The following is a 12,603-nucleotide window of genomic DNA, read 5'->3' on the forward strand; positions in this document are numbered from 1 at the left end:
TCCGCGACCTTCTCACGGGATTCTCAGAATCCCGGCATCGCAAGAGGCCCGCGGTTCCGGCAATTCGGCCGTCCAGCCGCCCGACCTGACCACGGGCGGCCTCGCTGTACGCCGCCACGGGGAGGGCGTTTTGAAGTTCGCCACACTGAGTCGTTTTCGCTCATTTTGACATGAACCCGTCCAATGGCGGGATCGGCGCATTCACGGCGGCAGACCAGGCACTGACCGGCTGACCGCTCCTCCGAGGTGCCCGCGCACGCCCGGGTCACCGAGGGATGCGCCTCCTCAGACACCGAGACCGGCTTCCACAGTCTCGATGTCGTGCCCTGTCACGACATCGATGTCCCCATCACCCATGCATCGACCTGCAGAGAAGGAATGAGGAATCCCGGTGACAACCGGCTTCAGAAGAACCGCGGTGACGGTCCTGGCCGTCACCGCCGCCCTGACAGGGCTCATACAGGCCCAGACGGCCACCGCCGGCACCAGACCCACGCCGCCCATACCGACCCCCTCCCACCGCGCCACCGGGGGAGGTGTGAAGAACCCCGACAAGACTCTCGGCCGCGGGTGGAGGACCGCCTCCGACCGGGCCGTGACCGCCGCCGCCGACAGCGACGGCCTGCACCTTCTGGTCGCCGACGGCAAGAACGCCTACTCCTGGAGGACGGCAGCCGTCCTGAGTGAGCCTCAGCTTCCGGCCGACACCTGGATCGGCAACCAGTGCGTCATGGACGACCACCACGCGGCCGTCGTCTACGCACCCCGCACCTTCACCAACAAGCCCGATCTGATGATGGGCGGCGCGTTCACGGCGATCGTGAACCTCGATGACGGCAGCGTCACCAAGCTGCCGTTCACCGCCTCCCTGGCCTACTTCGACCCGACCTGCGACCCGGCCACCCACACGGCCGCCTTCACGGCGTTGCGCGACACCAGGACCCGCCTGGTCACGGTGAACACCAAGGGCACCACGGTCGCGGACACCAGCGCGAAGGGCGAGATCACCTCTGCCGTCCCCGTCGAGGACGGCGTGATCGCCGCCGCCGGCAACCGCCTCGTCCACATCGACCGCAAGGGCACGACGACCGAGCTCACCGCCACGAGCCACGCCCCCTATGGCATCCGCGTCCGCCCGGACGGCACGGTCGGCTACCTGGACCGCACCGGCGACACGAAGGCGAACGTCAAGACGTACGCCCATGGCAGGACCGCCACCATCGCGACGGGCAGACTCACCGCGATGAGCCTCCGCCAGGGCACCGACGGCACGCTGTACCTCACGGGCAAGGCCACTCCCTCCGAGGGCTTCAAGGCCAGCGGCATCAAGCCCCTGAACGTGTCACCCGACGCGGACCTCTCCAGCAGGGGCCGCCTGGCCGTCGACCCGGTCGTCTCCCCGGCCGTCCAGGCGGGCCTCGACCACATCGGCGCGGCGGGCAAGGGCTTCACCAGGTCCCGTACCGCGGAACCCGCGCCCGAGAACACGCCCGGCCACATCGGCCACGCCCTGTCCGTCATCGGAATGGTGACCGCCACCGGCGAGCACACGGCCCAGACCGCGCCGGAACCCGGCAGGACCGCGGGCGGCGCCGTCTCACCGTCGCTGACCGGCTCCTCGTCCCCGCGGCTGACGACCGTGGCCACCGCCGGCGTGAGCCTCGAGCACAACCCGGTCGACACCGACCGCTGGTGTTCCGTGCCCCGCAACGACGTCGACACCCAGGCGCTGCAGCCGACCCCCAACCAGGTCGAGTGGGCCGTGGACATGGCCATCCGGGGGAATCTGCGCTCCAGCTATCTGCGCCAGGGCGACTGGCGCTCGCAGACCGGGATCGGCACCATCGACCCGCAGGGCATGTTCCCCGTGCCGAAGCTGAACACCGGTGGCCGTATCCCCGCCCAGGTCGAACTGGGCATCCTCGCCCAGGAGTCGAACCTGTGGCAGGCCGAATCCGGCGCGATTCCCGGCCAGATGGGCAGCCCGCTCGCGGCCGTGGACGGCTTCTACGGCCACCAGACGGGCGGATCCCTCTCCGACTACTGGCGCATTCACTGGGACGACGCCGACTGTGGCTACGGCGTCGGGCAGGTCACGGACGGCATGCGCATGGCCGGACACGAGAAGAAGGACGAGAAGGCGCGTGCCCCCGAGGAACAGCGCGCGATCGCCATCGACTACGCGACCAACATCGCGGCATCGCTGTACATCCTGGCCGACAAATGGAACGAGGTGCACACCTCCGGCCAGACGGTCACCGTCAACAACGACGACCCGGCCAAGCCCGAGAACTGGTTCACCGCCGTGTGGAACTACAATCTCGGCTTCAACAAGGCATCGGCTGCCGGAACCAACGGCAACTGGGGTCTTGGCTGGTACAACAACCCGGCCAACCCCGTCTATCCGGCCGGCCGCCTCGCCTTCATGGACACCGACCTCGATCACAACGCCAACCAGGACGCGGCGCACCCGCAGAACTGGCCGTACGAGGAGAAGGTGATGGGCTGGGCCGCCTGGTCCATCGACACCGGCCACTCCTACGCCACCTCCGGCCGCCAGGACTGGCCCGGCGACTCCGGGTTCTCCTCCGCCGGCTTCTACCCGGCCTGGTGGAGCACCACCGCCCAGCGCTCGGCGATCAAGCCGCCGCTCGACACGTTCTGCAACTCCCACAACAACTGCGACGCGGCCAACCCGCCCAGCTGCCCGGACGCCGGCTGCTACACCAAGTACTGGTGGCACGAATCGAACGCAACCTGGAAGAGCAGCTGCTCCTCCACCTGCGGCAACGAACACCTCAAGTACCAGACCCTGATCAACGAACCCGGACGCGGCTACCGCCTCCAGTACGGCACCCCGGTATGCAGCGGAGCGCCTGACAAGTCCCTTGTCGTCGACTCCGTGCCCGCGGGCACCAACACCTGGAGCAGTTGCGGAAAGACCACGTCGGACGGCTCGTTCGAGTTCACCTTCTACCCCGACCCGGGCGCGACCGGTCCGGGCCTGGGGCAGTACGACGCGAAGGCCGATCTGCACCAGATCGGCGGCGGCTACCAGGGCCACTTCTGGTACGCGCACTCACGCGACGCCGACCACCTCGGCGGCAGCAGCGGCCGTATGACCGTCCTCGGCGACTGGAAGCTCAAGTCAGCCGTCAGCGAGGGACAGGCGGCGATCTACGCGCACATCCCGGACACCGGCGCCCAGGCCAGGGATGCGGTCTACGAGGTGCCGACCGCCCTGGGCGTGGCCAAGGTCAAGGTGAACCAGGACGCCAACGAGGCCAACAAGTGGGTGTACCTGGGTGCGTTCCGCTTCAACGACTCCGCCCCGGAGGTGAGGCTCTCCAACAGCACCTACTCGGGATCCGGCGACGACGACATCGCCTGGGACGCGATGGCGTTCGTCCCCGGTGACTACGGCATCCCCAAGGATCACGCCGTCGACCTGACGCTGCCCGCCGTGAACGCCGACAGTCCCAACCCGAACCAGGCCGACCAGCCGGTGACCGACAAGGTCACCAAACCGCTCAAGGTCGACAACGGCCCGAGCTCGCTCATGTCCCCGCAGTCCGCCGCCACCGGCGGTGCGAAGGTCAAGGAGAGCTGTGGCCCGGTGAAGCACGGCGGACAGGTCTGCTTCGGGCGCCCCCTGGACAAGCCGTACAAGGGGCCGAGGAGCGGCGGGGGCAGCACACAGCGGCTCACGGCGGGCGGCCCGTCCGGTGCGTCGGGCATCGCCGACTGGTGCGACGACAACAAACTCGTCGCCCGCGCCACCCGCACCCTCGTGTGCGAGAACCGCGAAGTGCCCGCGTACTACCGCAAGGACGGCGAGATCAAGGCCACTGCGTACTTCGTCTTCCAGCGGCTGATCGAACTCGACGGCGTCAACAGCTTCGAGGAGCACTTCACCGTCAAGCCGGTCTCCATCCCGGCCGACTTCGCACAGATCCAGATCGGCATCTACAAGCACCTGTGCGACTCGCCCTGCACGCCCGTCGAAGCGGACCCGGCCGCCTGGAAGGGGCAACCCAGCTGGACCGCGGGCGACATGCACACCGCCTACATCACGTCCGGCTACACCTGGGACAACTCCACCGACGGCAAGATCTACAAGTTCAAGCCCGACGTCCAGATCAACGCGATCATCGACCCGGTGGGCGACGAGACCATCCAGACCGTCGGCTACCAGTGGAGCCTGGGCGGCTCCAGCGGCTTCGACGAGGTCCGCTGCGACACCATGACCCGCGCCGCCTCGGCGGGCTGCGTGCTGCCCAACTACGCACCCACCTACACCTTCAACGCGGCCAAGTACCCGCAGGCCGCAGCACACGCGTGGCTCATCCAGCACGCGATGCCCAACTCACCCGGCCTGAAGTCGGCCGACACGCCCCTCTACTACCTGCCCGGCGGACGGGACGGGAAGAACCGGAACGTCATCTGCGACGAGAGCGGCTGGGCGAGAACCAACTACGACCCGGAGGCGATGAACAGCAGCACCGACGATCCCAACTGCGACGAGTTCTCCTTCAACGCCAGCTACAACAGCGGCGGCATGCCGGCCGACCTGGGAGGGCTCAATCCCGTCGCCACCGGCGCCGAATGCGTGCAGACCTTCGCGCAGATGGACAACGGCACGATCCACCTGCGCAACCTGCCCGGAACGATTCCCAGCTTCAACGAGGTGTGCGGACGCTCGGCGATCTCGGGTCTACAGAACTCGGGCTCCATGGCGGCTTTCTCGGCCGGCTTCGCCAAGAAGATGCGCCTGATGCAACAGGACGCCTACTGGCTGGACACCGCGATCTCCGGCGACTGCGCCCCGCAGACCGGAAGCTTCATCAAGTGCACCATGAAAACGAACTAGCCTGAAAAGGAAGAAGCGGGGCGGTACGGAATCGGCTTCCGTATCGCCCCGCCCGCATGTCACGCAAAGGGATCGTCCAGCAGCGCGATCGGGAGATTCCCCTCTTCGACGTCGGTCCGCGGAATGCGAATACCGAGGCCGTCGCCGACCGCCTGCCACACCACGGCGGGCAGACCTCCGTGGTGTTCGTCGAGGAAACTCACCCACTCCGGTGTGCTGCCGAACTCGGGCGGTCCGGGGTTCACCGCGCCGGCGGCTCGCAGCGCCTCGTCCAGGGCCGCCACTTTCCCGGTCGTATCCACTTTCCGGCTGCTCAGAGGGCTTTCCCCGAACTCGGTGAACCACACGGCGCCGTCACCACCGGGGGTGTACGCGAGCCAGCAGGGCTGCACCGCGATGTTCGGGTTGAGGCACACCAGGTCCTCACCGGGGAGCGGCTTCACGACGGAGTCGTCGTAGAACCACCGCTCGTACCACGTGGACGAACCCGAGCCCTCCAGGACGTAACTCCACTCGCCCGATGTTCCGTACATACAGGGCCGCAGTGATGGCGTAACCGCGGAGAAGTCGAAATCCCGGTACCGGACAGGAGCCGCCATCTCCTCCTCACGGGCCCGCAGCCGCCCGAGGAGTTCCGCCACGGGGAGCCCGCGCACCGCGGTCAGCGATACGCCACCCCGCATGCCCGGGACCTTTCCGGGGGGCTCGTAACAGTGCTCGCCGAGCCACCTCAGACTGTCGTTCATCCTCGACCTCCCGCTCCAAGCACGATGAATGGTGCGCCGACGGCACGGAAATCCCTCCGAAGAGTACTCGCGGGGCACGGCAAAGGCCGCCCCGGTGTCCGGAACGGCCTTTCCCGCATTTCTCGTACCACCGTGTCTCAGCAGGGCTTGCTGGAATAGCTGCTGTCCCCGTAGTGCCCTGCCCAGTTCACACAGCTCGCGGTGACCTTGATCGGGCCCGCGTAGGAGGCGTACTTGCCCACGTCGGCCCAGCCGCTGCCGTCCGCCGTGCCGATCCAGGCGCCGATCTCGACCGAGTTTCCAATGGCCGAGCCTTCCTTGATGGTGACCACGCACGCCTTCTGCCCGTCGCGCAGCAGATACGTCGAGGCTCCGCCCAGGTCCTTCGCGACCCGCACGGTGTAGCCGTCGCCGCAGATGCCCTGCGCGGTCACCGCGCTGGCCGGGCCGGCCAGGCCGACCGTCGCGGTCAGGGCCAGGGCCGCGCCCACCACGCCGGTGACGGCCGTCCTGCGTTTCGACATGCCTTCCCCCTCTTCTCCCACGGCTCCCGTGCCGCTCACGAACGTCCCGTGGATCTGCAATCCAAGTGACCGAAGGAGACGTTGAGATGAACAGGGCATGTCAAACATTCCAGAGGCGCCTCCGGCAGAAACGGCGACGGGCCGGATGTCCTCCGTCGAGGAACACCGGCCCGTCGCCGCGCTGCATCGCGCCCTTACGACGATCTCTCGGTCAACGGCTCACCCTGTGCCTCCGAAGAGCCCTCCGTTGCCGTTGCCTCTGTTGTTGCCGGTCCCGGACGTGTCCGTGGCCGTCGGCGTCGAGGTCACGCCTCCGTCGGTGCCGCCGGTGTCCGTACCGCCGGTGTCCGTGCACTGCCAGCCGAACTTGCACGACTCGCTCGCCGAGGGCGACGGGCTCGTCAAGGTCTCACTGGGCGTCGGACTCGGCGACGGACTCGTGAGGGTCGCACTGGGTGTCGGAACGGCCGTCGGGCTGGGCACGTCGTTGACGATCGTGCCGATCGGCTCCGGCGTCGGGAAGTCCTTCACCGGCTCGTTCTTCAGCGCGTCCGCCATGTAGTCGTGCCAGATTTCGGCCGGGAACGAGGCTCCGTGGATCTTCTTCTGACCGCCCGTTCCATACATCTCCAGGAAGGTGCGGTTCTTCTCCGACTCGTCGTCGTTGTAGCGGAACATCGTGATCGACGTGGACAGCTGCGGGGTGTAGCCCACGAACCAGGCGGACTTGTTGCCGTCGGTGGTACCCGTCTTGCCGGCGACCTGCCGCCCGGGCAGTTGGGCGGCGGTACCCGTACCCTTGTCGACCACGGTCTTCAGCACGTCTGTGACGTTGTCGGCGACCTTTGGAGTGAATGCCTCGATGGGCTTGTCCGTGTGGGTGTAGACCGTGCCGTCCTGGCTCGTGACCTTCGTGACGGAGAACGGGTCACGCTGTTGGCCACTGGCCGCGAAGGTGGCGTAAGCACCCGCCATGCGGATCGCACTCGGGTCGGAGATACCGATCGAGAACGACGGGAAGCTGGTACCGGCCAGGCTGTTCTTCTTGAGGCCGGCGTCCATGGCTGCCTCCTTCACCTTGTCCAGCCCGACGTCCATTCCGAGCTGCACATAGGCGGAGTTCACCGACTCCCGCATCGCCTCACGCAGGTCGATCTGGTACTTGGGCGGACTGCCGTACGACTCGTTGCCGTCGTTGGTCTGCAGCCACTCCTCGCCCTTGTCGTTCTTCCAGACCGTGTTGTCGTACTCCCTGATCTTGAGCTTGTTCTTGCCGCTGTACAGGCTCTTCGGAGAGACCTGCGTGCGTTCGTCCTGCGCCTGATCCGGACCGAGGCTCTTGTCGCGCACGCCCCACTTCATCGCCGCCGCCAGCACGAACGGTTTGAACGTCGAACCGACCTGGGCGCCGGTGACGTCGGCGTTGTTGGTGAAGTGCTTGGTCGCGTCCTCACCGCCGTAGATGGCCTTGATGGCGCCGGTCGTCGGATCCACGGAAGCGCCGCCGAACTGGACGTGTGTGTCCGTGTTGGGGCGTTGCTTGGGCTTGATGTTGGCCTTCTGGACGTTCTTGACCGAGGCCTCGAGCTCCTTGACCTTCTTCTTGTCGAAGGTCGTGTAGATCGAGTAGCCGCCCTGCTGCAGGTCGTCGGCGGTGATGTTCGTGTTGTTGATCAGATACGCCTTGGCCAGGTCCACGAGGTAGCCGACCTGGCCGGCGAGCTGAGTGTTCGACCGCGGGTTCTTCACGTTGGGGAGCTTGGTGTACTTGGCCCGGGTCGCCGCGTCGAGATGGTGGTACTCGACCATCTTGTCGAGCGTGTTCTGCATCTGCCGCAGCGCACGCTTGCTGTTGGCGTCCGAGGTGGCCGCGGGGTCGATGGAGGTGGAGCCCGCAGGGTCGTAGTACGTGGCGCCCTTGAGCATCGCCGCCAGGAACGCACACTCGCCCGGGTTCAGGTCGACGGAGTCCTTGTTGAAGTACGCGCGGGCGGCCGCCTGGATGCCGTAGGCGTTGCGTCCGTAGTACGCGGAGTTCAGGTAGCCCTTCATGATCTCGTCCTTCGAGACCGTGGCACCCACCTTTATGGAGATGAAGATCTCCTTGAACTTACGCGTGATCGTCTGCGACTGGTCGCCGAGCCGCGCGTTCTTCACGTACTGCTGGGTGATCGTGGAGCCGCCCTGCGTCTCGCCGCCCCGGGCCATGTTGAACACGGCGCGGGCGATGCCCTTCGGGTCGATGCCGCTGTCGGTGTAGAAGGTCTTGTTCTCCTGCGAGACGACGGCGTACTGCATCGCCTTGGGGATCTGCGAGAGGTTGACGATCTGGCGGTTCGTCTCGCCGCCCGTGGCGACCATCTCGCTCTTGTCGGACCAGTAGAAGACGTTGTTCTGCGCCTTCGCGGTGTCGGCGACGTTCGGGACGCTCACCATGGCGTACCCGATGCCCGCCACGGCCACCAGGCTTCCGATGAAGCCGATGAACAGGCCTGTCACCAGCTTCCACGACGGCACCCAGCGCGCCGCGCCGTACTTGCCCGCTCGCGGATAGTCGATCAGGCGCTTCCTGCCAGGATCGGGTGCTCGCCCTCTGCCCCGTCCGGGGCCGCCGGGCCCGCCGCGTCGACCTCCGCGGCCGGGCTCGGCCGCTCTGCGGCGGCCGCCTCCAGTTCTCTGTGCCGCGCGGCGGGCTTCGGCGCGGCCGCCGTACGACCGCTCCTCGTCAGTCGACCCCTGGCCCAGTCCGTAATCGGCCGGGGACCCGGTTGCGCCTCGCGGTGCCGCGCGGCGGCCGGAGGACGAGCCGGACTGGCCGCGTCGGGCCGCGGCACGTCCGCCTCCCTGCGGGTGCGGCGGTTTGCGACGGTGCTCGCTCATCGAACGACTACTCCTCGGGCAGGCGCACCCTTGCGCGCCTGGAAACGGCGGCTGGTTTCCGGTCCCCCCGAAGTACGGATGTGGTCGATCCCGCATTCACCCGTACTGCGCCGGGAGCCATGACACCCCCTGGTGTCACTCGGCTCCCGGTGGTTTGCATGCCGCACAGACTACGCACCGCCAAAACCCACTGAGCCCGAGACTTCACCCCAAATCAGGCAACTTGCCCCTGATGAATAAGTGATGTGATCCCGTTCACCGTCCCCCCACTTGTCGCATCCGGAAGGCCGTTCTATCGTCTTGATGTATCGAGTCGATACATCGGTGCGAGATAAGGCAAGGAGGCGAGCGGATGAGCCGGCGTTCCGGGATCCTTGAGTTCGCCGTACTCGGCCTGCTCCGCGAGTCCCCGATGCACGGCTATGAGCTGCGGAAACGACTCAATACGTCCCTGGGGGTGTTCCGTGCGTTCAGCTACGGAACGCTCTACCCCTGCCTCAAGACGCTGGTCGCCAACGGCTGGTTGATCGAAGAGCCGGGACACACCCCCGAGGACGCCCTCGCTGCACCACTCGCAGGGCGTCGCGCCAAGATCGTCTACCGGTTGACGGCGGAAGGTAAGGAGCACTTCGAGGAACTGCTCTCGCAGACGGGCCCCGACGCATACGAGGACGAGCACTTCGCCGCCCGTTTCGCCTTCTTCGGGCAGACGTCGCGCGACGTACGCATGCGCGTGCTGGAGGGCCGCCGCAGCCGGCTGGAGGAGCGTCTGGAGAAGATGCGCCTCTCCTTCGCACGCACCAGAGAGCGCCTCGACGACTACACGCTTGAGCTCCAGCGCCACGGGATGGAGTCCGTGGAGCGCGAAGTGCGCTGGCTGAACGAGCTCATCGAGAGCGAGCGGGCCGGACGGGACCTGAAGGGCCCCGCCTCCGGGGGGTCCGCTCAGCAGAACAACACATCTGGAGCGCCGGGCGTCCTGCCCCGTCCCGGGGACACCCCCGGGACGGATACGCCCGACGACACCGCCACGTGAGAGTCCAGTCAGGGCCTCACTCGTACACACAGGGAGCAACCGGAATGGGTTCGGTTCGCGTAGCCATCGTCGGTGTGGGCAACTGCGCCGCGTCGCTGGTTCAGGGAGTCGAGTACTACAAGGACGCCGACCCGGCGTCCAAGGTCCCCGGCCTGATGCACGTCCAGTTCGGCGACTACCACGTCCGTGACGTCGAGTTCGTCGCCGCGTTCGACGTCGACGCGAAGAAGGTCGGCCTCGACCTCGCGGACGCCATCGGCGCCTCCGAGAACAACACCATCAAGATCTGCGACGTGCCGAACACCGGCGTGACCGTCCAGCGCGGCCACACCCTCGACGGCCTCGGCAAGTACTACCGCGAGACCATCGAGGAGTCCGACGCCGAGCCGGTCGACGTCGTCCAGGTCCTCAAGGACAAGCAGGTCGACGTCCTCGTCTGCTACCTGCCGGTGGGTTCCGAGGACGCGGCGAAGTTCTACGCCCAGTGCGCCATCGACGCCAAGGTCGCCTTCGTCAACGCTCTTCCGGTCTTCATCGCCGGTACGAAGGAGTGGGCGGACAAGTTCACCGCGGCGGGCGTCCCGATCGTCGGCGACGACATCAAGTCGCAGGTCGGCGCCACCATCACGCACCGCGTCATGGCGAAGCTGTTCGAGGACCGGGGCGTCGTCCTGGACCGCACCATGCAGCTGAACGTCGGCGGCAACATGGACTTCAAGAACATGCTCGAGCGCGAGCGCCTGGAGTCCAAGAAGATCTCCAAGACGCAGGCCGTCACCTCCCAGATCCCCGACCGGGACCTCGGCGAGAAGAACGTCCACATCGGCCCGTCCGACTACGTCGCCTGGCTGGACGACCGCAAGTGGGCCTACGTCCGCCTTGAGGGCCGCGCCTTCGGTGACGTCCCGCTGAACCTCGAGTACAAGCTCGAGGTCTGGGACTCCCCGAACTCCGCGGGTGTCATCATCGACGCCCTGCGCGCCGCGAAGATCGCCAAGGACCGGGGCATCGGCGGCCCGATCCTGTCGGCCTCCAGCTACTTCATGAAGTCCCCGCCGGTCCAGTACTTCGACGACGAGGCCCGCGAGAACGTCGAGAAGTTCATCAAGGGTGAGGTCGAGCGCTAAGCGCTGACACAACTGCTCCTGCCAGGGCGTCGAGGGTCCCCGGGTTGCACGCCCGGGGACCCTCCCCGTATGTGAGGCTGTGCCCCATGGCCGTCGTCCGTGATCTGCGCACTCTTCTGCGCTTCGCGAACTTCCGGCGCCTGCTCGCCGTACGCCTGCTCTCCCAGGGCGCCGACGGCGTCTACCAGGTCGCACTCGCCACCTACGTCGTCTTCTCGCCGGAGAAACAGACCTCGGCCACCGCGATCGCCTCCGCCATGGCGGTCCTGCTGCTTCCGTACTCCCTGGTGGGCCCCTTCGCAGGAGTCCTCCTGGACCGCTGGCGCCGCCGCCAGGTCTTCCTCTACGGCAACCTGCTGCGTGCCCTGCTGGCGTCGGCGACGGCCATCCTGATCCTCAGTCACGTCCCGGACTGGCTCTTCTACGTCTCCGCGCTCTGCGTCACCGCCGTCAACCGCTTCGTTCTGGCCGGCCTGTCCGCCGCGCTGCCGCGCGTGGTCGACGGTGAGCGCCTGGTGATGGCCAACTCCCTTTCCCCGACCGCCGGTACGCTCGCCGCGACCGCGGGCGGCGGTCTCGCGTTCGTCGTACGGCTGGTGGTGGCGGACTCCGACGCCGCCGTGGTCCTGCTGGGCGCCGCCCTGTATCTGTGCGCGGCGCTCGCGTCGCTGCGTCTGGCCCCGGAACTGCTCGGGCCGGACGCCGAGTTGGTGCAGCCGAGGCTGGCCACGGCACTCACCGGCACGGCCCGCGACCTGACGGCGGGTGTACGACACCTCGCCGCACCGCCACGCCGGGAGGCCGCCTGGGCACTTGTCACGATGACCCTGATGCGGTTCTGCTACGGCGCGCTGCTGGTCATGCTGTTGATGCTGTGCCGGTACACCTTCGCCTCGACCGCAGACGACGGACTGCGGCTGCTGGGGCTGGCGTTGGGAACTTCCGCCGCAGGCTTCTTCGCGGCAGCCGTGGTGACGCCCTGGGCCGCGGGACGCCTCGGGCCGGGCCGCTGGATCGTGGTGTGCGCCGCGGCGGCGGCCGTCCTGGAACCCGCCCTCGGTCTTCCGTTCGCCACCGCTCCGATGCTGGTCGCGACGTTCGTCCTCGGCCTCACCACCCAGGGCGCGAAGATCGCCACAGACACAGTCGTGCAGTCTTCCGTGGACGACGGCTTCCGAGGCAGGATCTTCTCCGTCTACGACGTCCTGTTCAACACCGCCTTCGTGGGCGCCGCGGCGGTGGCCGCACTGATGCTGCCGCCGGACGGCCGCTCCGTGCCGCTGGTGGTCACAGTTGCCGTTGTCTACGCGGTAGTTGCCGGTGCTATGGCCCGCTTTGAGCGCCAGTAAGTGTCACATCAAGGCCACAGAGTCCCTCTGGATTACAGAAGTGTCAGTGGCAGCCGATAATTTACCGGGGT

Annotated in this window: 7 protein-coding genes; 4 read left to right on the forward strand and 3 right to left on the reverse strand. The window is 67.2% G+C overall.

What is annotated here, in order from left to right:
• Positions 1-391: 391 nt before the first annotated feature.
• Positions 392-4,870 (forward strand): Tat pathway signal protein, encoded by a 4,479-nt coding sequence (locus IH68_RS53460; RefSeq protein ID WP_234341549.1) that lies wholly within the window; start codon positions 392-394, stop codon positions 4,868-4,870.
• 59 nt (positions 4,871-4,929) lie between these two features.
• Here IH68_RS53460 and IH68_RS0124625 read toward each other — a convergent pair whose 3' ends face one another.
• From IH68_RS0124625 to IH68_RS0124635, 3 genes are all read right to left on the reverse strand, one after another.
• The gene (locus IH68_RS0124625; protein WP_030938878.1) at positions 4,930-5,616 is read right to left on the reverse strand and encodes a hypothetical protein; all 687 of its coding nucleotides are present in this window, start codon (positions 5,614-5,616) and stop codon (positions 4,930-4,932) included.
• A 137-nt stretch (positions 5,617-5,753) separates the two neighbouring features.
• Entirely contained in the window at positions 5,754-6,140 is a 387-nt protein-coding gene (locus IH68_RS0124630) for a hypothetical protein (protein ID WP_051833705.1), read from the reverse strand.
• Positions 6,141-6,359: 219 nt separating this feature from the next.
• On the reverse strand, positions 6,360-9,020 hold the full coding sequence (locus IH68_RS0124635; protein ID WP_030938884.1) for a transglycosylase domain-containing protein: 2,661 nt from the start codon (positions 9,018-9,020) through the stop codon (positions 6,360-6,362).
• A 352-nt stretch (positions 9,021-9,372) separates the two neighbouring features.
• On the opposite strand from IH68_RS0124635, the gene IH68_RS0124640 reads away from it, so the two are divergent.
• The 3 genes from IH68_RS0124640 to IH68_RS0124650 all read left to right on the forward strand — a co-directional run bounded on the left by IH68_RS0124640 (position 9,373) and on the right by IH68_RS0124650 (position 12,532).
• Positions 9,373-10,056, forward strand: a complete 684-nt coding sequence (locus IH68_RS0124640; protein WP_030938887.1) for a PadR family transcriptional regulator — start codon at positions 9,373-9,375, stop codon at positions 10,054-10,056.
• Positions 10,057-10,100: 44 nt separating this feature from the next.
• On the forward strand, positions 10,101-11,183 hold the full coding sequence (locus IH68_RS0124645) for an inositol-3-phosphate synthase (RefSeq protein ID WP_030938904.1): 1,083 nt from the start codon (positions 10,101-10,103) through the stop codon (positions 11,181-11,183).
• 86 nt (positions 11,184-11,269) lie between these two features.
• A complete protein-coding gene (locus tag IH68_RS0124650) occupies positions 11,270-12,532 on the forward strand; it encodes an MFS transporter (RefSeq protein WP_030938907.1) in 1,263 nt (420 codons plus the stop codon).
• Positions 12,533-12,603: the final 71 nt, after the last annotated feature.

The organism is Streptomyces sp. NRRL S-646 (assembly GCF_000720765.1).
In the GTDB taxonomy this organism is placed as follows: Bacteria; Actinomycetota; Actinomycetes; order Streptomycetales; family Streptomycetaceae; genus Streptomyces.